This window comes from Rhodococcus sp. T2V (genome assembly GCF_029269925.1).
Lineage (GTDB): Bacteria > Actinomycetota > Actinomycetes > Mycobacteriales > Mycobacteriaceae > Rhodococcus_F > Rhodococcus_F koreensis.
In genome coordinates, this window is record NZ_JARJBD010000008.1 from 109,323 (window position 1) to 134,418 (window position 25,096).

21 protein-coding genes and 1 pseudogene are annotated in these 25,096 nt (G+C 66.8%); 9 read left to right on the top strand and 13 right to left on the bottom strand.

Features of this window, described 5'->3' with window-relative positions; all coding sequences use genetic code 11:
• Positions 1 to 275 precede the first annotated feature (275 nt).
• The 4 genes and pseudogenes from P3H15_RS09995 (at position 276) to P3H15_RS10010 (ending at position 4,575) form a co-directional block, all read left to right on the top strand.
• Entirely contained in the window at positions 276 to 698 is a 423-nt protein-coding gene (locus P3H15_RS09995; RefSeq protein ID WP_276137079.1) for a hypothetical protein, read from the top strand.
• Between the two features lie 108 nt (positions 699 to 806).
• Positions 807 to 1,127, top strand: a complete 321-nt coding sequence (locus tag P3H15_RS10000) for a response regulator transcription factor (RefSeq protein WP_276137080.1) — start codon at positions 807 to 809, stop codon at positions 1,125 to 1,127.
• 1,117 nt (positions 1,128 to 2,244) lie between these two features.
• Positions 2,245 to 3,397: pseudogene (locus P3H15_RS10005) on the top strand (acyl-CoA dehydrogenase family protein); the annotation flags it as partial.
• The gene (locus P3H15_RS10010; RefSeq protein ID WP_276137081.1) at positions 3,394 to 4,575 is read left to right on the top strand and encodes a CaiB/BaiF CoA-transferase family protein; all 1,182 of its coding nucleotides are present in this window, start codon (positions 3,394 to 3,396) and stop codon (positions 4,573 to 4,575) included. The pseudogene P3H15_RS10005 and the gene P3H15_RS10010, both read left to right, overlap by 4 nt.
• Before the next feature lie 44 nt (positions 4,576 to 4,619).
• Here P3H15_RS10010 and P3H15_RS10015 read toward each other — a convergent pair whose 3' ends face one another.
• Positions 4,620 to 5,447 carry an IclR family transcriptional regulator gene (locus tag P3H15_RS10015; RefSeq protein ID WP_276137082.1) on the bottom strand — a complete coding sequence of 276 codons (828 nt, stop codon included), beginning with the start codon at positions 5,445 to 5,447 and terminating at the stop codon, positions 4,620 to 4,622.
• A gap of 35 nt (positions 5,448 to 5,482) precedes the next feature.
• Positions 5,483 to 5,983: a flavin reductase family protein gene (locus P3H15_RS10020; protein ID WP_276137083.1), complete on the bottom strand. Its 501-nt coding sequence runs from the start codon at positions 5,981 to 5,983 to the stop codon at positions 5,483 to 5,485.
• A 363-nt stretch (positions 5,984 to 6,346) separates the two neighbouring features.
• Here P3H15_RS10020 and P3H15_RS10025 point away from each other — a divergent pair, with 363 nt between their 5' ends.
• Positions 6,347 to 7,489, top strand: a complete 1,143-nt coding sequence (locus tag P3H15_RS10025; RefSeq protein WP_276137084.1) for a mandelate racemase/muconate lactonizing enzyme family protein — start codon at positions 6,347 to 6,349, stop codon at positions 7,487 to 7,489.
• 94 nt (positions 7,490 to 7,583) lie between these two features.
• Here P3H15_RS10025 and P3H15_RS10030 read toward each other — a convergent pair whose 3' ends face one another.
• The 3 genes from P3H15_RS10030 to P3H15_RS10040 form a co-directional block, all read right to left on the bottom strand.
• The gene (locus P3H15_RS10030; protein WP_276137085.1) at positions 7,584 to 8,327 is read right to left on the bottom strand and encodes an HpcH/HpaI aldolase/citrate lyase family protein; all 744 of its coding nucleotides are present in this window, start codon (positions 8,325 to 8,327) and stop codon (positions 7,584 to 7,586) included.
• Positions 8,328 to 8,380: 53 nt separating this feature from the next.
• On the bottom strand, positions 8,381 to 9,460 hold the full coding sequence (locus P3H15_RS10035; protein ID WP_276137086.1) for an alcohol dehydrogenase family protein: 1,080 nt from the start codon (positions 9,458 to 9,460) through the stop codon (positions 8,381 to 8,383).
• Positions 9,461 to 9,528: 68 nt separating this feature from the next.
• Positions 9,529 to 10,401 (bottom strand): fumarylacetoacetate hydrolase family protein, encoded by an 873-nt coding sequence (locus P3H15_RS10040; protein WP_276137146.1) that lies wholly within the window; start codon positions 10,399 to 10,401, stop codon positions 9,529 to 9,531.
• Between the two features lie 512 nt (positions 10,402 to 10,913).
• Here P3H15_RS10040 and P3H15_RS10045 point away from each other — a divergent pair.
• Positions 10,914 to 12,296: an MFS transporter gene (locus tag P3H15_RS10045; protein ID WP_276137087.1), complete on the top strand. Its 1,383-nt coding sequence runs from the start codon at positions 10,914 to 10,916 to the stop codon at positions 12,294 to 12,296.
• Positions 12,297 to 12,380: 84 nt separating this feature from the next.
• Here P3H15_RS10045 and P3H15_RS10050 read toward each other — a convergent pair whose 3' ends face one another.
• From P3H15_RS10050 to P3H15_RS10070, 5 genes are all read right to left on the bottom strand, one after another.
• On the bottom strand, positions 12,381 to 13,184 hold the full coding sequence (locus P3H15_RS10050; RefSeq protein ID WP_072936884.1) for an IclR family transcriptional regulator: 804 nt from the start codon (positions 13,182 to 13,184) through the stop codon (positions 12,381 to 12,383).
• 143 nt (positions 13,185 to 13,327) lie between these two features.
• On the bottom strand, positions 13,328 to 14,857 hold the full coding sequence (locus tag P3H15_RS10055; protein ID WP_276137088.1) for an aldehyde dehydrogenase (NADP(+)): 1,530 nt from the start codon (positions 14,855 to 14,857) through the stop codon (positions 13,328 to 13,330).
• Positions 14,858 to 14,933: 76 nt separating this feature from the next.
• Entirely contained in the window at positions 14,934 to 16,037 is a 1,104-nt protein-coding gene (locus P3H15_RS10060) for a mandelate racemase/muconate lactonizing enzyme family protein (protein ID WP_276137089.1), read from the bottom strand.
• Positions 16,038 to 16,082: 45 nt separating this feature from the next.
• Positions 16,083 to 16,583: a flavin reductase family protein gene (locus tag P3H15_RS10065; protein ID WP_276137083.1), complete on the bottom strand. Its 501-nt coding sequence runs from the start codon at positions 16,581 to 16,583 to the stop codon at positions 16,083 to 16,085.
• Between the two features lie 12 nt (positions 16,584 to 16,595).
• The gene (locus P3H15_RS10070; RefSeq protein ID WP_276137090.1) at positions 16,596 to 17,951 is read right to left on the bottom strand and encodes an NAD(P)/FAD-dependent oxidoreductase; all 1,356 of its coding nucleotides are present in this window, start codon (positions 17,949 to 17,951) and stop codon (positions 16,596 to 16,598) included.
• A 413-nt stretch (positions 17,952 to 18,364) separates the two neighbouring features.
• On the opposite strand from P3H15_RS10070, the gene P3H15_RS10075 reads away from it, so the two are divergent.
• The 3 genes from P3H15_RS10075 (at position 18,365) to P3H15_RS10085 (ending at position 22,349) form a co-directional block, all read left to right on the top strand.
• Entirely contained in the window at positions 18,365 to 19,702 is a 1,338-nt protein-coding gene (locus P3H15_RS10075) for an MFS transporter (protein WP_276137091.1), read from the top strand.
• Positions 19,703 to 19,823: 121 nt separating this feature from the next.
• On the top strand, positions 19,824 to 21,074 hold the full coding sequence (gene ribA / locus P3H15_RS10080; protein ID WP_276137092.1) for a GTP cyclohydrolase II: 1,251 nt from the start codon (positions 19,824 to 19,826) through the stop codon (positions 21,072 to 21,074).
• A gap of 99 nt (positions 21,075 to 21,173) precedes the next feature.
• The gene (locus P3H15_RS10085; protein WP_276137093.1) at positions 21,174 to 22,349 is read left to right on the top strand and encodes an NADP-dependent malic enzyme; all 1,176 of its coding nucleotides are present in this window, start codon (positions 21,174 to 21,176) and stop codon (positions 22,347 to 22,349) included.
• A 21-nt stretch (positions 22,350 to 22,370) separates the two neighbouring features.
• Here the strand turns inward: P3H15_RS10085 and P3H15_RS10090 are convergent, their stop codons facing one another.
• The 3 genes from P3H15_RS10090 to P3H15_RS10100 all read right to left on the bottom strand — a co-directional run bounded on the left by P3H15_RS10090 (position 22,371) and on the right by P3H15_RS10100 (position 25,079).
• Positions 22,371 to 22,646, bottom strand: coding sequence for a WhiB family transcriptional regulator (locus P3H15_RS10090; protein WP_276137094.1), 276 nt, complete (start codon positions 22,644 to 22,646; stop codon positions 22,371 to 22,373).
• 228 nt (positions 22,647 to 22,874) lie between these two features.
• Positions 22,875 to 23,669: a 2-keto-4-pentenoate hydratase gene (locus P3H15_RS10095; RefSeq protein ID WP_276137095.1), complete on the bottom strand. Its 795-nt coding sequence runs from the start codon at positions 23,667 to 23,669 to the stop codon at positions 22,875 to 22,877.
• Between the two features lie 24 nt (positions 23,670 to 23,693).
• The gene (locus tag P3H15_RS10100) at positions 23,694 to 25,079 is read right to left on the bottom strand and encodes an LLM class flavin-dependent oxidoreductase (RefSeq protein WP_276137096.1); all 1,386 of its coding nucleotides are present in this window, start codon (positions 25,077 to 25,079) and stop codon (positions 23,694 to 23,696) included.
• Positions 25,080 to 25,096: the final 17 nt, after the last annotated feature.

A 25,096-nucleotide genomic window follows, 5' to 3' on the forward strand; every position in this document is an offset into this window, starting at 1 on the left:
TGGGATCGCGGTGATCTGGCACAACAGCCGTGAGCCACAGGACCTGACGATATGGAGATATTGTGCTGAACAAGCTATACGCGGTGTCGCTCGCGCTCGTTGGTATGGCGTCGGTTGGCTACATCTATCTCCACTACGAACTTCAATCTGAATCCGCTGAGAAAGCGGCCGAGAAGATCGATTCAAGGGATGCGCGGCGAAAGACTGTGCCTACCCAGCGCAGCTGCTCGAATGGTAGTTAGCTCCAGCTCGGCGATCCGACTGGGACGGCGCTCATGGCCGACGCCGCCGGCCGGCACGCACTGATAACCCAGAATTCCGCGGCGGCGCGCAAACACTTCGAACACTCGCTCGCGGTCTTCCGCAACGGCGGCAACCTCCTGTACATGATCCGGTCGTTGTTCGGGCTCGCGCTGGCCAGTGACGCGGACGGGAATCGGACACGGAGAGAGGAATGCCGGCGGGAGATACTCGCGCTCATCGAGTCGCGAGGCGAGTCGGTTTACCGGAGATGGTCGCTGTGGCGCTTAAGGGTTGGGGCCTTGCAGCGGGACGAGCACTCCCACGCGAAAGATTTACTCACGCAGGCATTGCCGCTCGCGCGTTCAGTGGACGACCGCAGCAGCACCGGGGGTGCATGGAAGCCCTCGCGTGGATCGCTGTGGATGAAGGAGCTCTCAGGCGGGCTGCCAAGTTGATGGGTGCTGCGGTGGCTCTCGCACAGACAGTCGGGGGACAGGGCACCATCTACCCGTATCTCAACCTCGTACATGACCGGTTCGAGCAAGACGCCCGTCGGATGATCGGTGGCCGCGCGTTCGAGGCGGAGTTCAGGCTCGGGGCTCCGGACGCGGCTCGAAGATGCCGCAGCGTACGCCCTCGACGAGAAGGGCACGACCGTCATCTCGTCCGGGTCGGGATCCACGAGTCTTACGCGGCGGGAACAGCAGGTCGCCGAACTTGTCGCCGAGGGCCTCACCAACGGAGTGATCGCCGGGAAGCTCGTCATTTCAGAACGCACCGTCCAGGGGCACGTGGAGCACATCCACTCCGAACTGGGATTCACCTCCCGCACGCAGATCGCGGCATGGGTCATCGAACAGAGGCAAGGTGAACCACCCTACTGAATCGTAGGTGGCCGCGGGTCGCAATACAGATTCCTGCACAGCCAATCGGCGTCACAACCACGCGAGGGCGCAGGTGTACCAATGGACGTGACTCGTGTGTCACCTGCCAGTGGTTAGGAGTGGCGCTCTTTCGTGGCCGCGCCATCCGCCCGATCGCGTACGTCGTTCTTAGGAAGAGGTCCCGTCGGAGGAGTCCTCGGTGGCCTCCCCCGGTGTTCGAGGCGACGCTCGACGAACAGGCATAGGCCAAAACCGGTGGATAGTAGAGCTGCGATGGCGGCTTCGCCGCAATGGTGTTGGGCAGCAGAACCTATGAGCGACAGCCCGAAGAAACCAGCCAGCGCCATGACGGTGTGCTGACGATGTCGGCGGCGTATCGCCACGTCGGGAGTGGCATGGAATCGCCACACTTGGACCACATTCTGTGTGCCGCCGCGCAGCGGCTCGAACCCGCGTCCTGAGGGCATGCGCTATCGGCTCCTGTACTGATCAGCAGGAGGGTGGAATGCCAAGCGTGTCCTGAGTATGGCGATTCGGGTGCGTTCGACACAGCCTGCGAGGTGCGCGTGGCCGGCGATCATCCGATCCGCCGGCAGATGATCGGTAGTGGGCGCTACAGCTCAGGCGTTCACTCGTTGTATCGGGGCCTGCGAGCCCGGGTAGAAGGCAACCCGGAAAGGGTAGGCGCCGCATCCTCCACTACATGGTGGAGCTCCGCACCGGCCACCCGGGAACACCGCGGATCATCGGTTGGTGCGAGTAGCCGCCATCCGATCCAGCTGCGCATCTCCGCAGTCGCCACGACGCTCCGGATCGACTCGGCGGCGCGAATCCGCCTACTGCTTCTCGCGTAGTTGACGCGTGCGCGAGGGGGCCTTTGGAGAAGCCCCATGTCGAGGCATCGGCCAGGAGAATCACACATTTGCGGTGGACGTAGTTGGTTGCGTACTTGCAAAGTAAATATCGAAGGCGGGTGAAATGTTCGATCCATGGTCAGCGGAAAATAACTCGTGTATGAGGGCTGTGAGAACCGATGGTGCATAAACAGGCCCCGAACGGGCATCTTTCGTGTTGGCGATGGCGGGTTCCCGAAAATGCAGGGCCTGAGCTATCACACGATGGTGATACTCCTCGGGAAGAAGTGGTTCGCGTCCAATCCCGACGCCGACGTCATCGTGACCCTCGCCCGGTTCCCCGGCGGCGACGCCGAATCCACCCGCGGCGTCGGAATGTTCATGGTCCCCAAGGTTCTCGCGAACGGCGAGTGCAACAGCTACACGATCGACCGGCTGAAGGACAAGCTCGGCACCCGCTCGATGCCCAGCGGTGAGGTGTCGCTGACCGGTGCGTACGCCCTCCAAGTGGGTGAACTCGACCGAGGGTTCCGGCAGATGGCTGAGATGGTCAACACGTCGCGGCTGTCGAACGCGATGCGGTCGAGTGCCCTGATGCGGCGGGCCGTACGCGACGCCGTCGACCACACCCGGGAGCGGGTCGTGTTCGGCAAGACCCTGTTCGACCAGCCGCTGATGCGCGCCACCCTGCTGCCGCTCGCGCTCGACGCCGAGGCGGCGCTCGCCTTGGTGGCGTACAGCGCGCAGTGCCTGCAGTCGGCGGACGCCGGAGACGAATCGGCCCGTGCGTTGATCCGGGTCCTCACCCCGCTCGCGAAGCATTACGTGTGCAAACGGGCGCGCGTCGTCACCGGCGAGGCCATGGAGGTCCGCGGCGGCAACGGCTACATCGAGGAATGGGCACACGCCCGCCTGGTCCGGGATGCCCACCTGGGGTCGATCTGGGAGGGATCGAGCAACGTCATCGCCCTGGACGTGCTGCGGTGCATGCGCAAGTTCGGTGCGCACCGTCAGCTGGCGGACACGATGCGCGGCATCCTGGCCGGACTCGGACCGGACTGCGGCGCAGGCGCCGACGTGCTCCGCCGGCGGTGGGACGACCTCGTCGACGCGGGCGACCTGCTGGTCGCCGGGGACGAGGGCACCGCGCAGGCCGGGTGCGCGCGCTACGCCAACGCACTGGCCCGCGCGACGATGGCCACCCTGCTGTTCGATCTGGCGGATTTCGCGGTCGGCACGGGCAGCGGCTACCGGTCGCTGCTCGTCGCGAACGCCTACCTCGCCGGCGAGTCCGGAGACGTTCCCGAGGCCGCCCTGCGCCACCTCGCGGCCGTCGTCGACGGCACCGACGTCACCGCGGATGTCGCGCAGGCAGCCGCTCACCGAACCGACTCTGCGACAGGAGTTCTCCTGTGAACACCACCCACACCGGACCGGCACCCCTCGCGGGGGTACGGGCGCTGGATCTCTCCAAGATCCTCGCCGGACCGTATGCCACCATGTCGCTCGCGGACCTCGGCGCCGACGTCACCAAGGTCGAGCATCCCGAGGGCGGCGACCCGACACGGTCGTGGGGGCCGCCGTTCGTCGGCGTCGACGCCACGTACTACCTCGCGATCAACCGGGGCAAGAAATCGGTGACCGTCGACCTCAAATCCGAAGAGGGGCAGGACCTCATCCACCGCATCCTGGAGGAGACCGACGTCGTCGTCGAGAACTTCAAGCCCGGCAGCGGGTTGCAGCGGATCTTCGACTACCGGACGCTGTCCGAGCGGTACCCGCATCTGGTCGTGCTGCACATCTCCGCGTTCGGGGAGGAGGGGCCGTTGCGGGACGAACCCGGTTACGACATGATCGCGCAGGCCGCCGGCGGCCTCATGTCGCTGACCGGTGAGCCGGGCGGGGCGCCGATGAAGGCCGGATTCGCGATGGGCGATCTGGGGGCGGCGCTGTTCGGTCTGATCGGCGTGCTCGCCGCCCTCGTCGAGCGGTCGCGGACCGGCCGCGGGCAGTACGTGACGACGTCGCTGTTCGAGTGTCAGCTCGCCTTGCATGTGAACTGGGCGACGAACTATTTCGCCACCGGGGAGCGTCCCGGCGCACTGGGTTCCGGTCATCCGAATCTCGCTCCCTATCAAGCGTTCCCCGCGAGCGACGGATACTTCGTCGTCGCGGTGGGCAACGACACGCAATGGGCAAGCCTGTGTTCGGCGATCGCACGCGACGATTTGACGGCCGATCCGCGATTCGAGCGCAACCGGGACCGGGTGGCGAATCGCGGCGATCTCGAGCGGGAACTGTCGACGGCCTTCACGTCGGGCACCGTCGAGCAGTGGTGCGACACGCTCGCCGCGCACGCCGTGCCCGTGTCACCGATCCGGCACCTCGACGAGAGCTACGCCGACCCGCACACCGCGGCGCTCGGCATGATCGGGACGGTCGACCACCCGACGATCGGCAGCCTGCGGCAGATCGCGTTCCCGGTCAGCTTCTCGGGCGAGCGCCCGCACCTGACGTCCGCGCCGCCGATTCTCGGCGCCGACACGGACGCAGTACTGGGTGCCCACCGACCGAAGTCGGTGGTCGGCGGATAAACCCGGCTACCCCCGGGCGAGCTACGCTCCCGTTCGGTGCGTATCTATTCCGAATCCCGCCAGAACGCATCGGCGAGATGCTCGACCAGCCGCTGCATCTGTTGCAGGCCTTCTGGTATGCGGTCGGGGCCGAACCGGTACCGGGGGCCGTTGAGGGACACGATCGCCACCAGGTTCCCGGACGAATCCCTCACGGGACGAGACAGGGAGATCAACTCTTCCTCGAGCTCGTTGTCGATGAGAGCGAAGCCGTCTTCGCGGATCCGATCGAGTTCGGCCAGCAGGGCCGCGCGATCGGTGACGGTGTGCGCGGTGTATGCCTCGAGCGTTTCGGGCAGGCGGCCGAGAACTTTCTTGATCGGCCATTCGGCCAAGAGGACCTTGCCGCTGGAGCTGGCGTGGAGGGGATACTGCTTGCCGATCATGTGAGGGGACATCCGCGATGTCGTGCCCACGACGTGTGAGCCGGCGGCCTCGGCGATGAGATCGAGCTCGTCCTTTGCATTCGGCACCGACAGAGTCACCGTTTCGTCGAACGAGTCGGCCAGCTCCTGCAGCAACGGTCGAGCGCGGGCGGCCAGACCGGCATAGGGGTCGGCGTGCCGTCCGAGACGGGACATCTCCGAGCCGAGGATGTAGTTGTTGTCGATGCGATCCACCAGGCCGGTCCGCTCGAGGCTGTGGAGCAGACGAAATGCGGTGGGACGGGAGATCCCGACGGCTTTGGCGAGGGTGCTCACCGTCGCGCCGGTCTTGGGCCGGGATGCAAGCTCGCGCAGAAGACGGACAGCCTTGGTCACCGACTTGTTGGCAATCTCCGCCGGCTCGCTGGGATTCACTGCGATCACTGTGGCCGCCTTCGGCTCGTTCATTGCGCCCCCGATACTTTCGTGTGTCCCGGTTGTGGTCAGGCGGCGGTGAGTTGCCGGATTCCGCCGAGTCGGCCTTGGTGGAAGACGAGGGGTTCGCCGTGTCCGGTGTCCATGTGCAGGACGTGGGCGATGACGATGGTGTGGTCGCCGCCGTCGAGTTCGTGGGTGATTTCGCAGTCGACGTAGGCGTGGGCTCCGGTGATGCGGGGGGATCCGGTCTGGGAGAGGGTCCAGTCGATGTCGGCGAATTTGTCGGGTTGTTTGCTGGAGAGGGCGCGGCAGATCGGTTCCTGGCCGGCGGCGAGGATGCTGGCGCAGAGTCGGCCGGTGGCGCGGACCTTGGGCCAGCTGGTGGAGGTGTGGGCGACGCTGAAGCTGACCAAGGGTGGGTCCAGGGACAGTGATTGGAAGGTGCCGACGACGAGGCCGCAGGGGTGTTCGGTGTCGGGGGTGATGCCGGAGAGGGCGACGACGCCGGTGGGCAGGTGTCCCATGACGGTGCGGTAGTGGGCCTGGTCGATGGTGGACGTAAGCATGGTGGCTCCTCTTCGGGGTCGCACGCGGCGCGGGTGCCGGTCGGATGAGTATCGAGGACGTTCAATTTATGAACGGCATGTTCAAACTGAAGTAAGTATTGCGTCCTGGATCACACCCTGTCAAGCGTCTCGGGGTCGTCGGTCGGCCACCTGTCCCGTGGTGCAGATGACCTGACGCGGTGTTGTTCGACAAGCTGTTTGGTGCTTGGTCTGAATCCGGGGCCGGGCGGAACTGCGACGGCAAGGCGTGACGTCGGGCCGTGTTGACCGCCATTGAGGGCCCTGTCACAATTTCAATCACAGTGTTCAGAAAATGAACATCAATAATCCTGTGGAACCTCGGCCCGGCACACACGAGAACAGATGAACAAAGGAGAACAGGTGAAGATCGCGCAGATCGAACTCTTCCAGGTGGACTTGCCGTACTCGGGCGGTGTCTATCTACTCTCGGGCGGCCGTTCGTACACCTCGTTCGATGCCTCCATCGTCCGCATCACCACCGATGACGGCCAACAGGGTTGGGGCGAGAGCACACCGTTCGGCTCCACCTACATCGCCTCCCATGCTCTCGGCACCCGCGCCGGAATCGCAGAGATCGCACCCCACCTCCTCGGCCGGGACCCACGTCAGGTCGACCGGATCAACGACGCGATGGACGAGGCACTCGTCGGTCACAACCACGCCAAGACCGCACTCGACGTCGCGTGCTGGGACGTCTTCGGCAAGTCCGTCGGGCTTCCGGTCGCCGAACTCCTCGGCGGTTCGACCGGTGTTCCGATGTCGATGATCTCGTCGATCTACGCCGGTGAACCGGAGGAAATGCGCCGCCGCGTTGCCGATCACCGTGCCAAGGGATACCGCGGCCACTCCATCAAGATCGGTGCACTCGACAGCGAGGGTGGGCCCGCGCTCGATGCGGAGCGGATCGCCGCATCCCTGGCCGACAAGCAACCCGGTGAGTTCTTCCTGGTCGACGCGAACGGTGGACTGTTGCCGGAGACCGCGCTGCGGATGCTCCGAATGCTGCCGGCCGGTCTGGACTTCGTGCTCGAGGCCCCCTGCGCCACGTGGCGGGAGACGATCTCGCTGCGTCAGCGGTGCCCCTACCCGATCGTCGTCGACGAACTCGCGCAGCAGGACGAGGACATCGCGTTCGCCTCGGCGCACGACGTCGCCGACGGCATCGGACTGAAGATCTCCAAAGCCGGCGGTCTGACCCGCGGCCGTCGTCACCGCGACATCGCGCGCGCAGCGGGGATGACCGTCAGCGTGCAGGACACGGTCGGCTCGTCCATCGCGTTCGCGGCGATCGTGCAACTCGGCGCCACCGTCCCGCCGCGCACGCTGCGCTGCGTCCTCAATTGCGAGGACATGGTGACACTGCCGACGGCGAGGTTCGACGTGCTGACCGAGGACGGCGGCATCCTGCCCCCGAACGCTCCCGGACTCGGGATCGAGGTCGACGAGACGGTGCTCGGCGACCCGGTGGCCGTGTGGAGCGACTGAGGTAACACCGAAAAGCCGCGTCGGGGTGAGTCTTGCGACTCACCCCGACGCGGCGTATCTGTTCCGGCACCCACACCGTCACGGCAACATGAGGTCAGAGGCGGACACCCTCGGCTGCGAATGCTCCGCGGGCCAGCGCCAACGCCGCCTGGGCGCCTTCGTGAAGCAGTTCGTAGTCCGCGGCGAGAGCGACGGTCCGGATTCCGTTCTCGGCGCACGCCGTCGTCATTTCCTGACTTCCCCCGTAGGCGGCGACGTCCAGTCCGTGGCGGGTGCACGCTTCCACGATCGTGCGAACGGCATCGAAAGTGGCTCCCCCCAGGACGTCCGAGGCGGAACCGGCCAGCGACAGGGTGAGGTCTGCCGTGCCGATCAGGATCCCGTCCAGTCCGGGCGTCGCGCAGATCGCTTCGGCCTCGGCCAGGCCGTTCGTGTCCTCGATCATCAGGTAGACCCGCTGGCGGGGCGCCGAGGCCGGGCGCAACGCTGCCCGAACCGGTCCCCACGAGCGGTGTCCCTCGGGGGCGTAGCGGCAGAAACCGACCGCCTCACATGCTTGGGCGGCCGACCCGATCTGCGGGACGACGACGACGTCAGCGCCCATGTCGAGCGCCCAATTGGCTTGTGCGTAGTTCGTCGCCTGTGTCCGCACCCACGCCTCGACGCCGGCGCCCTGCACCGCCGAGAGCAGGGGCACGACGGCGTCGGTTCCCAGTGCACCGTGCTGCAAATCGATCACGGCCCAATCGAATCCAGTTCGAACCATCAGTTCGGCAGCGAAGACGGAGTCGAGCGTCAGCCACGCTCCGAGTGACGGCGCGGTCGAGGTCGAGGTCATTGCGGGGTACTCCATTCGGGGATCTGCGGGCGGCGGTCGGTGAACGCCGCCGGTCACGTCTGGGGTGTCGGTGGAATCAGCACAAGCTTTCCGATGTGCTTCTTGGCGAGGAAATCCTCCTGCGCCCGAACGATGTCGGACAACGGATACGTGGCCGAGACGACCGGACGGATTTCATTCCGCTCGATGTATCCGACGAGGTTCTCGAATACGGCGTCGTCCTGGAAGGTGCACCCGTACAGCGTGAGGTCTCTGAGGTAGACCGTGCGCAGGTCGATCTCGGAGATCGGCCCACCGATTGCACCGGCGATCGTGTAGCGGCCGCCCGTGCGCAACACGTCGAGCAGTTGAGGCCACTGCGGTCCGACGACGAGATCGACCACCACATCCACCGAGCCGGCGCCGAGCGCGCCGATCAGGTCGACTCCCCGCTCGATGGTCCGATCGGCGCCCTGCGCCTTCACCTCGGCCGCCTTGTCGGGCGAGCAGACGGCAATCACCGTGGCGCCGCGGCGTTTGGCGAGTTGCACCGCCGCGAGGCCGACACCGCCCGAGGCGCCGGTGATGAGCACGCGTTCGGCGCCGACCGCGGCGCGGTGCAGCATGTTCTCGGCGGTGGAATAGGCGCACGGCAGCGCCGCGAGTTCGGCGTCGCTCCAATCGGAGTCGACCGCGAAGGTTTCCCGGGCCGGAGCCACCGCGTACTGTGCGAAGCCGCCGTCGCATTCGCTGCCGAGCGTCCAGCATTCGTACGGCCGGTAGTCGACGTAGCTGCGCAGCATGGTGCGCACGAGGACCCGTTCGCCGATGCGGTCGGGGGAGATGCCGTCACCGACCGCGACGATGCGCCCACACACGTCCGCGCCCTGAATCCGGGGGAATTTCAGGGTCGTGCCCGACCAACTGGCATCGTCGTCGTCGACGGACTCGAACCCGCTCGCGCCACCGGAGTTCGTATCGGAGTCGATCGCCTTCGAATACCACCCGATGCGGGTATTGATGTCGGTGTTGTTGATTCCGGCGGCGGCGACCTCGATCAGCACCTCGCCCCGATCTGGTCGGGGGACGGCGATGTCGGTGCGGTACTCGAGTGTGTCGAGTCCTCCATGCCCGGTCAGGAGAACTGCGGTCATGTGTTCCGGCAACAAGGTTGGCTCCTTCGGATTTCGATCGGATGTGTGTGTGGGCCGGCGTACCCCGGTCACGCCGGCGCGGCGAGCGGTTCGCGGGAGACGAAGGTCTGGGTGAGTTCGCCGATGTCGGCGATGTGGCTGCGCAACACGTCGCCGGGGCCGAGGAACCGTTGCGGTGTCCGGCCCACCCCGACGCCGGCGGGCGTGCCGGTGAACACCACGTCTCCGGGGTAGAGCTCGAGGGTGTGCGAGAGGTGCTCGATCAGCGCCGGCACCGGGAAGATCATCTGCGCGGTGCGTCCGAACTGGACGAGCTCGCCGTTGATGCGGGTCTCGAGCGTGAGATCGTTCGGATCGGCGAACTCGTCGATCGTCACCAGCGCCGGCCCGATCGGGGCGAACCCTCGATGCGACTTGGCGAGGCTGAATTGCGGAACCGGGCCGGCCAATTGCCGCCCGCGGTCGGACAGGTCTTGTCCGACAGACAATCCCGCGACGGACTCCCATGCCCGATCGGCCGGGATGTCGCGGCCACCTCGGCCGATCACGACCACGAGTTCGACCTCCCAGTCCACCGTGTCCGAGGGGAGGGGCACGGTGGTGACCGGGCCGGAGATCGCCGAGGCGAACTTGGTGAAGATGACGGGTGACTCGGGCCGTTCCACGCCGGACTCCGCCGCGTGGTCGGCATAGTTCAGGCCGACGGCGAACACCTGGCGCGGCGCAGGCGCCGGCGAACCGAGTCGACCCGGGTCGATCCCACCGTGTTGCGTCGGGGTGACCCTGTCTCGGTTGCCCGTGTACCAGGTGACGAACTCCGCCCACCGCTCGTAAATCTTCTGCGGATGGGAGGAAAAGTAGCCGTGGCTTTCCGCCTCGACGTCGACGAGGCCGCTTCGCGTCGACACCTGGAGGCGGCCTTCGAGATTGATCAACCGCACCTGAAACTCTCCCGTCGTCTGTGCTGCGTGTTCGATTCCGGCGACCGTGAACGGGTGTATGCGGATCGTCACTTTATGAACAGTGCGTTCATTCTATGTGTTTCACGATAGTGCGGCCCAGGTCACAGCTTGTCAAGGCCGAGAAGCGCTCGGCGGAGCCTGGGCGCGGGGCGGTGCGCGGGCGCGCTCCGTGTGCAATTCTGCCGAAATCGCTATCTGAGGTGCGCTATCCAGTCGCTCGCCCGCCGTGCGATACCTCCACGGCCCGGCGCCCGCCCCGGGGTCGGCGCGGGTGATCGCAGCTGTGACGAGAAGGGGTCTTGACGGCCCATGAGGTCCATGTCACAATTTTGAGCGTGACGTTCACTTATTGAACGAATACGATGTCGGTGATCGAATTGCTACCGCCGGCACGCGTGCACACTTCATTCCCGCCTTTCCCCGCCCCCGGACGGCATTCGCGCCGTCCACGTCGGCTGTCATGTCGACGCGCACCAGCAAGGAGTGACCTGGTGACGATTACCAACACGGATTCCGTCGGAGAGTATGAGGACGGACCCGTCGGCACGAAGGCCGATCAAGGTCCGGTCGACAAGAAGCGCTTCCTGGTCAAGCTGACCGGTGTGATCGCCGGTGGCATGTTCATCGACGGCTACATCCTCGGCATCGTCGGCACCGTCATCGGTGCCATCACCCTCGACCTGGAGATGTCGCTGTACTGGGAGGGGCTCATCGGCGCCTCCGCGCTCATCGGCATCTTCGTCGGCGGCCCGCTGGGGGGCTGGCTGGCCGACAAACTGGGCCGCAAGCCACTGTTCGCGATCGACCTGGCGATTTTCATCCTCGGATCCGCCCTGCAGTTCTTCGTCGACTCGGCCTGGCAACTGTTCGTCGTCCGGTTGCTGATGGGCATCGCGATCGGCGCCGACTACTCGGTCGGTTGGCCACTGCTTTCCGAATTCGCACCGCGGCGGCTACGCGGCAAACTGCTGGCCTACTGTGAGGTCGCCTGGTACGTCGGCTTCATGTTCGCCTTCGTCGCCGGCTTCCTGATGACCACCGTGTGGTCCCTCGACTGGCGTATCGTGCTCGGCTCGAGCACCGTTCCGGCGGTGATCCTGTTCCTGGCCCGGCTGGGTATGCCCGAATCACCGCGATGGCTGATGAACAAGGGCCGCACCGAAGAGGCCACCGAGATCGCCCACGCCTACCTCGAGGACCCGACGGACGTCGTCGACATCGCCAACGAGGGCACCCGCACGGGCACGTTCGGGATGCTGTTCTCCCCGGCCTACCGGCGGGCGACGATCTTCATCTCGGTCTTCTGGTTCTGTGCGGTGGCACCGTATTTCGCGATCGCGACGTTCGCGGCCAGCGTGCTGGAGGGCTACGGTCTCGGCGACGGACTCGTCGGCGCCATCGGGGTCAACGGCCTCGCCCTGGTGGGTGTCATGGTCTCGGTCCTGCTCATCGAACGCGTCGGCCGCCGGAAGCTGACCATCCCGCAGCAGTGGGTGTGCGCGGTCGTGTTGCTGATCATCGGATTGTGGTCGTCCGCGCCGCCCGCGGTCGTGCTGATCTGCTTCCTGGTCTTCGCGTTCGCCAACGCCATGTCCACCGCCCTGACCGGGGTCTACCCGGGTGAGATCTTCCCGACCGAGATCCGCGGCCTGGGAACCGGTTTCGCGACCGCGTTCAGCCGTGTCGGTGCGGGTCTGGGCACGTTCCTGCTGCCGTGGTCGATGCACAACCTCGGCAGTGGAGTAACGATGATCATTGCCGCGGGCATCTGCATCGTCGGTGCCGCGGTCTCCCAGGTCCTCGCGCCGGAAACGATGGGCCGCAACCTCAGCGAAACCTCGGCCCCGCGCGGCGGTCGGCCCGTTCGAACCTGACCGATCGCGTACAGCACCGGGAACCGGAGTCCGTGCCAGGGCTCCGGTTCCCGGTGCTTCACGCGGTGTGGCCGATCGGCGGGACTACTCGCCCGCCGCGTCCTGCCAGAACACCTCGACGAGGCGCTCGACGATGGCCTGCATCTGCTGGAGCGCCTCGGGGATGCGGTCGCGCCCGAAGCGGTAGCGGGGGCTGTTGAGCGTCAGGATCGCCACCAGACTGCCCGAGGTATCCCGCACCGGCCGGGACAGCGAAATCAGTTCCTCTTCGAGTTCGTTGTCGATGATGCCGAACCCTTGCTCGCGGACCTGGTCGAGTTCCCGGAGCAGAACGGCACGGTCGGTGATGGTGTGGGACGTGTACGCCTCGAGCTTCTCGGGCAGCAGCGCGAGCACCTTCTCCAGCGGCATCTCGGCGAGCAGAACCTTGCCGGTAGAGCTGGCGTGCAGCGGATACTGCTGGCCGACCATGTGGGTCGACATGCGGCTCATGATCCCGACCACGTGCGAGCCGGCGGCCTCGGCGATGAGGTCCAGGCCGTCGTGCGAATTCGGCACCGACAGGGTCACCGATTCGTTGAACTTGTCGGCCAACTCCTGCAGCAGCGGTTGCGCGCGAGCGACCAGGCCGGCGTACGGGTCGGCGCGCCGCCCGAGGCGGGCCATTTCCCAGCCGAGGATGTAGTTGTTGTCGATCCGGTCGACGAGCCCGGTGCGTTCGAGACTGTAGAGCAGACGGAACGCGGTGGGCCGGGAGATCCCGACCCCCTTCGCGAGCGTGGTCACGGTGGCACCGGTGCGCGGGTGCGCGGCCAACTCCCGTAGCAGCCGAACCGCTTTGGTCACCGACTTGTTCGTCATCTCCGTCGGTTCGGGTACTTCGCTCATGCCACCCCTTCGTCGTGTCGGTGCGCACCACACCCTCGGGTACGCGCTTGCACGACCACTCTACCGCCCCAGCGTTCATATAGTGAACGCTGGGGCGGCAGAGTGTGGGAACTATCGAGCGCACACCGCGCGCTCCTCGATTGTCAGGACTGAGCGCGGCCCCAGGTGGACGATTGGCCGGCGGAGTTGACCGTGCGGGGGATCGCGAGGGGGTTGCGCTCCTGGATCGGTGCGGGCAGGAGCGCCTCGGGGGCGTCCTGGTAGGTGACGGGGCGTAGGAATCGGCGGATCGCGGTGGTGCCCACCGAGGTGTGCGAGACCGCGGTGGTGGCGGGGTAGGGGCCGCCGTGGTGCTGGGCGGGGGTGACGGCGACGCCCGTCGGCCAGCCGTTGAACACCAGTCGGCCGGCGCGGGTGGCGGCGATCCGGGTGAGGCTGCGGAGTTGCTCGCGTTCGTCGGGGGTGGGTTCGGTGCGGGTGTGGACGGTGACGGTGAGGGTGCCGTCGACCCCGTTCAGGACGCGGTTCACCTCGTCGTTTGTGCCGTATTCGGCGATGATCGCGGCGGGGCCGAAGCTCTCCTCGAGCAGGGTGTCGGCCTGGGCGATCAGTTGCTCGGCGGTGGTGCGCAGCAGTGTCGGGGTGACCTCGGGGACTCCGCTCTCGCCGGTCGATGCGGTGCCCTTGACGAGGACCTCGACGCCGGGTGCTGCGGCGGCATCCTCGATCCGGTGGTGGTAGCCCTCGGCGATCTTCGCGGTGAGCATCCGTGCCGCGGGCACCTGCTGGGCGAGGGTGGTGATCTGCTCGGTGACCGGCGATCCGGCGGGCACCAGCAGGATGCCGGGTTTGGTGCAGAACTGTCCGGCGCCGAGGGTGAACGAGCCGACGAATCCGGACGCGATCGCCTCGGCGCGCTCGTCCAGGGCACCGGCGGTGACGACGGCCGGGTTGACGCTGCCGAGTTCGCCGAAGAACGGGATCGGGTTGGGGCGGGCGGCGGCGATGTCGAACAGGGCGCGGCCACCGGCGACGGACCCGGTGAAGGCGGCTGCGGCGATCCGCGGGTCCTCGAGGGCGCGGGTGCCGGCCCGGAAACCGCTGATCAGGGCGAACGTGCCGTCGGGGGCGCCGGCCGCGGACAGTGCCCCGGCGACGACGTCGGCGGTGGCGGCGGAGGTGCGGGGGTGGCCGGGATGGGCCTTGAGGATCACCGGGCAGCCGGCGGCCAGCGCGGAGGCGGTGTCGGTGCCGGCGACGGAGAACGCGAAGGGGAAGTTGCTGGCGGCGAAGACCAGGACCGGGCCCACGGGGATCTGGTACCGGCGCAGGTCCGGGCGTGCGCCGAGGACGAAGTCGGGATCTGCGCGGTCGATGATCACGTCGAGGAAGGTGCCGTCGATCAGTTCCTCGGCGAACATCCGCAACTGCACGCAGGTCCGGTTCAGTTCCCCGCTCAACCTGGCCTGGGGAAGCCCGGTTTCGGTGATGGCGTCGGCGACCAGCCCGTCGGCGTGCGCCTCGAGGGCGTCGGCGATCGCGACGAGTACAGCGGCGCGGTCGTGGGGGGTGCGGTCCTCCCAGAGCGGTGCGGCGGCGGCCGCGGCGTCGAGGAGGCGGTCGAGTTGTGCGTCGGTGGTGTCCGGTGCGATCGAATGCGTGACGTCAGTCATGAAGTGCGGGATCCTTTTCGGAGAGGCTCGCGGCGGGTGCGGCGCAGCCGGGTGTGTGGGTCGGGTTGGCGGTTGTCTATTCGAAGGACGCGACCGGCTCGCCGAAGACGCCCTCGTCGGGGACGACGCCGAGACCGGGGCCGGTCGGTACCCGGATGCGCCCCCCTTCGATCCGGACCGGGTTGTCCGAGTCGTAGTGAATGTCCATGTAGGGCTCGGCAATCCACACGCCCTCGAGCAGGCGCGGCTGAACCGTCGATCCGATGTGGGCACACGCGGCCGCGATGATGTCGCCTCCCCAGGAGTCGTCGCACGTGTGGGGCATGGAACGCGCCTCGCAGAGATCCCTCACGGTCGCGAGGGTACCGAGACCGCCCAGTCGCGTGACCTTCAGTCCGAATCCGTCGCACACGCCGAGAGAAATCGCTCGGAGCACGTCGCCGAGATCCTCGGTGTTCTCGTCGAGATAGACCGCGTGGTGCAGTTGGCCGCGAATCGCGGCGATCTCCTCCATCGTGTTGCAGGGCTGCTCGAAGACGAAGGGAATGTCGGCGCACTCCCGGCCGATTCGAAGGACGTCGCGCGCATACAGTCCGCGGTTGGCATCCAGGGACAGGCGGGTGCATCCGGTTGCTTCCCAGACCTTGCGAACGGTCTCGATGTCGATCTCGACCGGCCGTCCGCCCACCTTGATCTGCAACCGCGGATACCCCTCGGCGATCTTCTCGACGGCAGTCCGGGCGACATCGTCCGGCTCGCCGATGGACAGCGCGTAGTAGGAGTCCACCCGATCGGTGGTCGCGCCACCCAGCATGTCGCACACGCGGATTCCGTGAGTCTTGCCGATCAGGTCGTGAATCGCGATGTCGATCGCGGCTTTGGCGTAGTTGTGCCCGTTGAGGAGCCGGTCCAGTGCGCGGCGCACGGCCAGCGGACCCGTCACCGGCATGCCGATCAGGCCCGCCGACATCTGGTTCAGTGCAGCCCGCGCGCCCAGGGCGTGCTCCGGCGCATACGTCGGGCCGACCGGGCACGTCTCACCCCACCCGGAGACACCCGCATCGGACACGATCTGCACGATCGTCGAGTCCAGGGCGGTGTACGAGCCCTCGGACATCCGGTAGGCCTTGCCGCTGAACGGCAGATCCATCTGATACACGTGAATCTCGGCGATGCGCAACGCTTTACCTCTTTCGTGGGCTCGGTCAGGCGTATCCGGTTGTGGTCAGGCGGCGGTGAGTTGCCGGATTCCGCCGAGTCGGCCTTGGTGGAAGACGAGGGGTTCGCCGTGTCCGGTGTCCATGTGCAGGACGTGGGCGATGACGATGGTGTGGTCGCCGCCGTCGAGTTCGTGGGTGATTTCGCAGTCGACGTAGGCGTGGGCTCCGGTGATGCGGGGGGATCCGGTCTGGGAGAGGGTCCAGTCGATGTCGGCGAATTTGTCGGGTTGTTTGCTGGAGAGGGCGCGGCAGATCGGTTCCTGGCCGGCGGCGAGGATGCTGGCGCAGAGTCGGCCGGTGGCGCGGACCTTGGGCCAGCTGGTGGAGGTGTGGGCGACGCTGAAGCTGACCAAGGGTGGGTCCAGGGACAGTGATTGGAAGGTGCCGACGACGAGGCCGCAGGGGTGTTCGGTGTCGGGGGTGATGCCGGAGAGGGCGACGACGCCGGTGGGCAGGTGTCCCATGACGGTGCGGTAGTGGGCCTGGTCGATGGTGGACGTAAGCATGGTGGCTCCTTGTCAGATCGTGGTGCCGGACCCGGCAGCGGTGTAGGAGGAATGGTCGGAGCGCAATTCGGTGGCGATGTCGCGTGCGGCGCGCAGTGCGCTCTCGATGGCGCCGTCGATGAATCCGGCCCACAGATTCGCGATGTCACTGCTCGCGAAGTGCAGAACGCCTTCGGTGGCCTGCTGCGCGCCCAGGTAACGAGTGACCTGGTTCGGACGGTGCATCATCCAGGTCTCCTGCGAGTACTGGTCGCTCATCCAGTCGTGTCCGGTCACCTCGAGGACATCGAGATCGTCCCGCCAGACGGTCAACGCCCGCTGAACGGCATCGCGGTCGTTGGGGTCGAGTCGCGTCGAGTCGGCCCCGAAACCGACCAGAACTGCATCGTCGTCGCCGAGGTATTCGGTGCGCACGACGGACAGCGGGTGGGCGGCGGAGGAATACGCGAAGAACGGGGCGATCGGGCCACGTACCCGGATCCAGCACTTGACCCCCTGGGAGGCGGCCTTCTCCTTGCTTGCGGCGAGCTTGCAGTCGTTGAGCGGTGGGGTGACGGCGAGGTCGCCGAGAATGTTCTGGGGCACGGTGAGTACCACTCGACGCGCCGTGATCACCTGGCCGTCGCTCAGGTGCACTCGAGCGCGTTCGGTGTCGTGTTCGATGTGAGAAACCTCCGCGCGGGTGCGCAGCTCCGCGGTGGTATCGGCGGCGATCGCCGCCACCAGGGACTGGGTGCCGTCGGCGAGGCGGAAGACCGCGGACGCCTCGTGCATCAGATGCCACGAGCCCGCGGTGGCGGCGGTCCACCGCAACGCGGTGGTGAAGGCCCCCTCGGTGAGTGGGCCGTTGAAGTGTCCGACCCAGGCCGCCTCGTTCGCCTGGTATTCGTCCTCGCTCAGCTGCAGCCGGTCGAGCATGTCCTGCACGCTGTACCGGTCGATGTTCGCGAGTTCGGGTGATGCGGGCGGCAGATCGGGCCGGGGGACGATGTTCATGGTGTCGGCGAGCAGCCGGCGCATTCCGGGATCGATCACTTCCATGAACTGCTCGAACGTGCCGGTGCGGACCCGGTCGCCGGCGAGCCAGTACGCCTGCTCCGCGCGCGGGCCACGGGTCACCGAGAGTCCGTACCGGGTGATCTCGGCCCACACGTGCGGCTGCACCCAGTGCATCCAGGTGCCGCCGATCTCGAGGTCCCTGCCGAGGCGGTGGTCGGTCCACACCCGTCCGCCGAGCCGGTCGCGTGCCTCGAGCACGACCACACTCAGTCCGGTACGGGACAGCTCCCGGGCGGTGATCAACCCGGCGATGCCGCCGCCGACAACGACGACATCGGCTTCCTGATGCTGGTGGGCGCTGTCCGCCATGGTGTCTCCTCACCGCCGTGAACTGTTCATATTTTGAACGTCTTGTTCAATATTGATCGGTCATGATCCTGAGCCGTAGATCACAATCTGTCAAGAGCGGCGGGCCTGAATGTCGATCCTGCGACAGTGCGGGCTCAGGTGCGGTCTTGACGCGCCGTGAGTCTCATGTCACAATTTTGACCACATCGTTCATTTATTGAACACGCAGCGCGGCTGAGCTGCAGCGATCGAGCCCATCCCAACGACCCGCAGTCGCCAGAGATCCCTCGGATTCCGTGGCCGTGCACCACTTCACGAAGGTTGTGACATCACGTGCGAACATCTGCTTCCCGCCTCTCCGCCCCTGCGCACGGTGATTGCCCACCGTCGTCGGTCGTGATCGCCACGCCGACGCGCACGAGCGAGGAGGGCCGATGACCATCACGAACAACGAACCCGTGGACATCGACCAGCAGTCGGTCGACAAGAAGCGCTTCCTGGTCAAGCTGACCGGTGTGATCGCCGGTGGCATGTTCATCGACGGCTACATCCTCGGCATCATCGGCACCGTCATCGGTGCCATCACCCTCGATCTCGGCATGTCGCTGTTCTGGGAGGGGCTCATCGGTGCGTCCGCGCTGATCGGCATCTTCGTCGGCGGCCCCCTCGGCGGCTGGCTCGCCGACAAACTCGGCCGCAAGCCGCTGTTCACGATCGACCTGCTCATCTTCACCGCCGGTTCGGTCCTGCAATTCTTCGTCGACTCGGCCTGGCACCTCTTCCTCGTCCGGTTGCTGATGGGCATCGCGATCGGCGCCGACTACTCCGTGGGCTGGCCGCTGCTCGCCGAGTTCTCACCCAGGCGGTTGCGCGGCAGGCTGATGGCCTTCTCGGAGGTCGCCTGGTACCTCGGATTCATGACGGCTTTTATCGCCGGCTTCCTGATGACCGCCGTGTGGTCCCTGGACTGGCGCATCGTGCTCGGCTCGAGCACCCTGCCCGCTGTCATCCTGCTCCTGGCCCGGCTGGGTATGCCCGAATCCCCGCGCTGGCTGATGAACAAGGGCCGTACCGACGAGGCAACCGAGATCGCCCACACCTACCTCGAGGACCCCGCCGACGTCCTCGACACCACCAGTGAACCGACCCGCACGGGCACATTCGGGATGCTGTTCTCCCCGTCCTACCGGCGGGCGACGATCTTCATCTCCGTCTTCTGGTTCTGTGTGGTGGCACCGTATTTCGCCATCGCCACGTTCGCGGCCAGCGTGCTCGCCGACTACGGTCTCGGCGACGGACTCGTCGGCGCCCTGGGGGTCAACGGTCTCGCCCTGGCCGGTGTCGTCATCTCGGTGATCCTCATCGAACGGATCGGCCGGCGAAAGCTGACCATCCCGCAGCAGTGGGTGTGCGCCGCGGTCCTGGCCGCGATCGGGCTCTGGACCTCTGCACCGCCGGTGCTGGTGCTCATCGGCTTCCTGGTCTTCGCGTTCGCCAACGCCATGTGCACCGCGCTGACGGGTGTCTACCCGGGGGAGATCTTCCCGACCGAGATCCGCGGCCTGGGAACCGGTTTCGCGACCGCGTTCAGCCGCGTCGGAGCCGGTCTGGGCACGTTCCTGCTGCCCTGGTCGATGCACAACCTCGGCGCGGGCACCACGATGCTCATCGCGGCCGGCATCTGCGTCATCGGCGCGTCGGTCTCCCAGGTCCTCGCCCCGGAAACGATGGGCCGCAGTCTCAGCGAAACGTCCGCTCCGCACCAGCGGTAACACCCCGATCCCGAGCGCGGAGTCGCCGGACCGACAACGACGTCAGCCCCGCGACTCCGCCTCGACCCCCCAGAACGTCCCACCACACTCCGTGTGTTCGCCAAGGAAGGAGCCAGCGATCATGTCGACCATCTCGGACGCGGTCACCGCACTGGCAAACAAGGGAATGGTCCTCGTCGTCGACGACGAGGACCGCGAGAACGAGGGCGACCTGATCATGGCCGCCGAATACGCGAGCACCGATGCGGTCGCGTTCTTCCTCGAACACACATCCGGCTTTCTCTGCGTCGCCATCGACGAGGCCCGCGCCGACAGGCTCGGCCTCGACCTGATGGTCCCCGACAACACCGAAGCCCACAACACCGCATTCCTGGTCAGCGTCGACTACCGGCACGGCACCACCACGGGAATCAGTGCGGGCGATCGCGGCGCCACCATCCGGGCCCTGGCAGACCCGGCCCTGCAGCCCGCCGATCTCGCCCGGCCCGGCCACGTCATGCCGCTGCTCGCCAAGCCCGGCGGCGTCCTCGAGCGCCCGGGGCACACCGAGGCCGGAGTCGATTTGTGCCGCATGGCGGGGCTCAGCGGCGCCGCCCTGCTCTGCGAGATCGTCACCCCCGATCGGCGGGAGATGATGCGACGCGACGACCTCGAACAACTCGCCGCACAGCACTCGATCCCGATGATTTCCATCGCCGAACTGCGCGCATGGCGCTCACGCACGGATGGAACGGTGACCCCGCTCCGCCAGAGTGCCGCGCGCCCCGGGAACATCGTCGTCCGGTCCGGCCGCAGCACCCTGCCCACCGAGGTCGGCACGTTCGACGCGCTGGCCTATCAGGCACCCGGCGACGGCGTCGAGCACCTGGCCCTGGTGATGGGCGACGTGGCCACGACCGACGCGCCGCTGGTTCGGATGCACAGCGAGTGCATCACCGGTGACCTCGCCGGCTCCCTGCGCTGCGACTGCGGACCCCAATTCCGATCCGCCATGAGCGCCATCGCCGAGGTCGGCGCCGGCATCCTGATCTATCTCCGCGGACACGAGGGCCGCGGAATCGGCCTGGGGCACAAACTGCGCGCCTACGAACTCCAACAGCACGAGGGCCTCGACACCATCGACGCCAACGTCAGCCTCGGCCTGCCCGTCGACAGCCGCGACTACCGCGTCGCCTGCGAAATCCTCGACGACCTCGGAGTCGGCCGAGTGCGGCTGATGACGAACAATCCCGACAAGGTCCGGGCTCTGAGCGACCACGGCATCACCGTCGCCGAACAGATCCCCCACGAGTCCTCACCGACCGCCTACAACCGGTCCTATCTGACCACCAAACGCGACCGCATGGGCCACACCCTCCAGCGGCTCGGTTGAACCCCGCGTCACCCACCCGGTCCCGCATCGGGGCCCTGTCGGCTGCCGTGCTCTGACGACTCATCCCCGTTTCCGTCCAACATCTTTGGAGTAGAAGTCGTGACTGTCGTGTCCGAATCCGCCACGCCGCAGAAGGTTGAACTGACCGAGGAGGAGATTTTCGCCGGCCATCTCGGCGGCAAGCTCTCGGTCGAGCTGACGGCCCCGCTCGACAATCAGCGCGACCTGTCGATCGCGTACACCCCGGGTGTCGCGCAGGTCTCCCGCGCCATCCACGCCGACGAGACCCTCGCCGACCGCTACACCTGGACCAACCGCCTCGTGGTCGTCGTCTCCGACGGCTCCGCGGTCCTCGGCCTCGGTGACATCGGCCCGCGTGCCTCCCTTCCCGTGATGGAGGGCAAGTCCGCCCTGTTCAAGAACTTCGCCGGGTTGAACTCGATCCCGCTGGTCCTGGACACCCAGGATCCGGACGAGATCGTGGAGACCCTGATCCGGCTTCGCCCGAGCTTCGGGGCGGTGAATTTGGAGGACATCTCCGCACCCCGGTGCTTCGAGATCGAACGGCGGGTCATCGAGGCGCTGGACTGCCCGGTGATGCACGACGACCAGCACGGCACCGCCATCGTCGTCCTCGCCGCGTTGAAGGGCGCGGTGAAGGTTCAGGGCCGGGAGCTCAGCGGCCTGCGGGTGGTGACCTCCGGTGCCGGGGCCGCCGGTGTGGCGTGCGCGAATATCCTGCTCGCCGCCGGTATCGCGGACGTGACGGTGCTGGATTCGAAGGGCATCGTCTCCGTGGATCGTCGGGATTTGAACGAGGTGAAGGTGGATCTGGCCGCGCGCACCAACCCGGCCGGTCGTCGCGGCGGTGTCGCCCGGGCCCTCGACGGCGCGGACGTGTTCCTCGGCGTGTCCGCGGGCACCGTCCCGGAGGAGCTCATCGCGACCATGGCCGATGACGCGATCGTGTTCGCGCTGTCGAACCCGGATCCGGAGATCCACCCCGACGTCGCCCGCAAGCATGCGGCGATCGTCGCCACCGGACGGTCGGATTTCCCGAACCAGATCAACAATGTGCTCGCCTTCCCCGGGGTGTTCAAGGGTGCCCTGGATGCCGGTGCCCGGCGGATCACCGAGGGCATGAAGCTCGCCGCCGCCGAGGCGATCCTCTCGGTCGTCGGTGACGAGCTGGCTGTGGACAGGATCGTTCCCAGCCCGCTCGATCCTCGCGTCGCCCCCGCTGTCGCGAAGGCAGTCGCCGCCGCAGCGCGATAGGCACTGCGCGCCCGTGCGTGGTTAAGGAGTCTCTGCACTCTTCAACCACGCACGGGCGGCGGAGCCGCCCCAGATGCCGTAGTGTTCCGCGGCGGTGAGGGCGTGAGTTCGGCATTCGCGGAGCACGGGGCAGTCCTGGCAGATCTGTTTGGCGCGGCGTTCGCGCCGTGTGCGGACGGTTCGCTGCTCGCGATCGTCGGGCGAGAAGAACATGGCGGTGTCGGTGCCGCGGCACGATCCCTCATGTCGCCAGTCCCAGCCGGACGGAGGGTCGGATGGATGCTCGGTGATGGTCATTCGGTTTCCCGGGGTCGACGTTTCGGTACTCCTACGACAAACGCACCGCCGTAACCGGGACAAAGTGTGGCCGGTACGGCGGTGCGTCGCGCACGTGGAGGGCGGGTGCCTGACGCCGACACATCAGGTCAGGCACCCGCGCAGTTCGTTCAGTCAAGAAGGCGCTCCTGATTCCTGAACGAACGTGTTGCCGCAGGGAATATGTTCCCGCGAAGATCTTTCGTGGTGTCAGTTGGTGGCGGTGGAGACGTCGAACTCGATGGTGCCGAAGCCTTCGAATTCGCCGACCCAGCGGCCGGCCTGGTTCATGGGGACTGCCTGCAGGCAGCTGCCGGGGAGGATGACCTGGCCGGCCTGGAATTCGACGTCGTAGGCGGCGAGGCGGTTGACCAGCCAGGCGACCGCGGCGAGGGGGTTGCCGAGGATGTTGCGGGTGTTGCCGGTGATGACCTCGCGCCCGTTGAAGTGCAGGGAGCCGTTCATGTCGCGCAGGGTCAGGTCGGTGATGCGGCGGGGGGTGCCGCCGAGGATGACCGCGCCGGTGGATCCGTTGTCGGCGAGGGTGTCCGGGAGGTCGATGGCCCAGTTCTGGACGCGGGAGTCGATGATCTCGATGGCGGGCACGGCGTAGTCGATGGCGTTGATGACGTCGGCGACGGTGATGTTGGGCCCGCGCAGACTGCTTTTCAGCACGAATGCGGGTTCGAGTTCGACGAACGGTTCGATGTAGTTTTCCCGTTCGAGGGTGGTGCCTTCGTAGGCGAAGATGCTGGCGAGCAGGAATCCGTAGTCGGGCTGGCCGAGGCCGAAGGCTTCCTGCATGACCTTCGCGATGTTGCCGAGCTTGTATCCGACCAGGCGGTCACCGCCCGCGACGGCGTGTTCGACGTTGATGCGCTGGACGGCGAAGGCGGAGTCGGCGTCGAGGGCGGGCCAGGTCTTGGTCGGCGCGGTGATCGGTGCCCCGTTCACGCGTGCGGTCCGCAGGGTGGCCGCGACGTCGTGGAGTTCGGTGGTCTGCATGGGTGTCCTTGTCGGGTCGGTGGGTCAGACGGCGTCGACGGTGCGATTGCCGAAGCGGAGGCCGGGGTGGTCGTCGCGGAGCCGGACGGCGCCGGGGCCGTAGAGCTTTTCGCGCAGGGTGGAGCCTTCGTAGTCGCTCCACATGGTGCCGCGCCGCTGCAGTTCGGGGACGACGAGTTCGATGAAGTCGGCGATGTCCTGGTACTTGATGGCGTTGGCGAGGTTGTAGCCGGCGATACCGGTCTCGTTCATCCACCGGGTCAGTTCGTCGGCCACGGTGGTGGGCGAGCCGACGATGGTGGGGCCGGTGCCGCCGATGCCGACGAATTCGGCGATGTCGCGCGGGGTCCACTCCTTGTCGGGGTCCATCTTCGAGAACAGGTCGACCATGGTCTGTCCGGCGTTGGTCTTGACGTGCTTGAGGGGAACGTCGGGGTCGAACTGCGACATGTCCAATCCGGTCCAGCCGCTGTAGCGGGCCATCGCCCCGGTGTAGCTCACGAGCTTGCGGTAGCTCTCGTACTTCGCGTGCGCTTCTTCGTCGGTCGGTGCGCAGACGACGTTGAGCATCTGCAGCACGTGCACGTTGGCCGGGTCGCGGCCGGCCTCGGCGGCGAGACTGCGCAGGCTGTCGACCTGCTTCTTCAGCGCCGGGATGGACACGGCGTTGACGAACACCGCCTCGGCGCTGGCGGCGGCGAGGGCGCGGCCCTTGGACGAGCCGCCGGCCTGGAAGATCACCGGGGTGCGCTGCGGGGACGGCTCGCACAACGCGAAGCCAGGCACGGAGAAGTACTTACCCTTGTGCTCGATGTCGTGGACTCGGCGCGGATCGATGTACACGCCCCGCTCGGCGTCCCGCACGACCGCGTCGTCGTCCCAGGATCCCTCCCACAGCTTGTAGCAGACCTCGAGGTACTCGGCGGCCATGTCGTACCGCTCGTCGTGCGGAACCTGCTGTCCGGTACCGAGATTGCGGGCGGCGCTGTCGGAGTAGGAGGTCACCAGGTTCCAGCCGACCCGGCCGTCGGTGAGGTGGTCGAGGGTACTGAACTTGCGGGCCAGCGCGTACGGGTGCTCGTAGGAGGTCGACCCCGTCAGCCCGAATCCGAGGTTCTTCGTCACCGCCGCCATCGCGGAGACGGCCATGAACGGATCCTGCGCGGGGATCTGCGCGGCGTCGGCGAGGGCCGCGTCGGCGTTGCCCTCGTAGATGTCGTGGTAGCCGACGTTGTCGGCGAAGAAGATGCCGTCGAACCGGGCCGCCTCGAGCAGCTTGGCGTACTCGGTCCAGTAGGCGAGGTTCTTGTAGTTCGCGCCCTGATCCTTCGGGTGCCGCCACAGGCCGGCCGACAGGTGCGCCGGGCCCTGGTAGTCGAAGGCAAAGATCCGCATGCGCTGAGACGCCATTGTCTATCTCCGTTCAC

What these genes read in the sequence shown, in the direction of transcription:
- P3H15_RS09995 (WP_276137079.1), top strand. Translation starts at nt 276, where the DNA reads ATGGCCGACGCCGCCGGCCGGCACGCACTGATAACCCAGAATTCCGCG.
- P3H15_RS10015 (WP_276137082.1), bottom strand. Translation starts at nt 5,447, where the DNA reads ATGAACGAGCCGAAGGCGGCCACAGTGATCGCAGTGAATCCCAGCGAG.
- P3H15_RS10020 (WP_276137083.1), bottom strand. Translation starts at nt 5,983, where the DNA reads ATGCTTACGTCCACCATCGACCAGGCCCACTACCGCACCGTCATGGGA.
- P3H15_RS10025 (WP_276137084.1), top strand. Translation starts at nt 6,347, where the DNA reads ATGAACAAAGGAGAACAGGTGAAGATCGCGCAGATCGAACTCTTCCAG.
- P3H15_RS10030 (WP_276137085.1), bottom strand. Translation starts at nt 8,327, where the DNA reads ATGACCTCGACCTCGACCGCGCCGTCACTCGGAGCGTGGCTGACGCTC.
- P3H15_RS10035 (WP_276137086.1), bottom strand. Translation starts at nt 9,460, where the DNA reads ATGACCGCAGTTCTCCTGACCGGGCATGGAGGACTCGACACACTCGAG.
- P3H15_RS10050 (WP_072936884.1), bottom strand. Translation starts at nt 13,184, where the DNA reads ATGAGCGAAGTACCCGAACCGACGGAGATGACGAACAAGTCGGTGACC.
- P3H15_RS10055 (WP_276137088.1), bottom strand. Translation starts at nt 14,857, where the DNA reads ATGACTGACGTCACGCATTCGATCGCACCGGACACCACCGACGCACAA.
- P3H15_RS10065 (WP_276137083.1), bottom strand. Translation starts at nt 16,583, where the DNA reads ATGCTTACGTCCACCATCGACCAGGCCCACTACCGCACCGTCATGGGA.
- P3H15_RS10070 (WP_276137090.1), bottom strand. Translation starts at nt 17,951, where the DNA reads ATGGCGGACAGCGCCCACCAGCATCAGGAAGCCGATGTCGTCGTTGTC.
- P3H15_RS10075 (WP_276137091.1), top strand. Translation starts at nt 18,365, where the DNA reads ATGACCATCACGAACAACGAACCCGTGGACATCGACCAGCAGTCGGTC.
- ribA (WP_276137092.1), top strand. Translation starts at nt 19,824, where the DNA reads ATGTCGACCATCTCGGACGCGGTCACCGCACTGGCAAACAAGGGAATG.
- P3H15_RS10090 (WP_276137094.1), bottom strand. Translation starts at nt 22,646, where the DNA reads ATGACCATCACCGAGCATCCATCCGACCCTCCGTCCGGCTGGGACTGG.
- P3H15_RS10095 (WP_276137095.1), bottom strand. Translation starts at nt 23,669, where the DNA reads ATGCAGACCACCGAACTCCACGACGTCGCGGCCACCCTGCGGACCGCA.
- P3H15_RS10100 (WP_276137096.1), bottom strand. Translation starts at nt 25,079, where the DNA reads ATGGCGTCTCAGCGCATGCGGATCTTTGCCTTCGACTACCAGGGCCCG.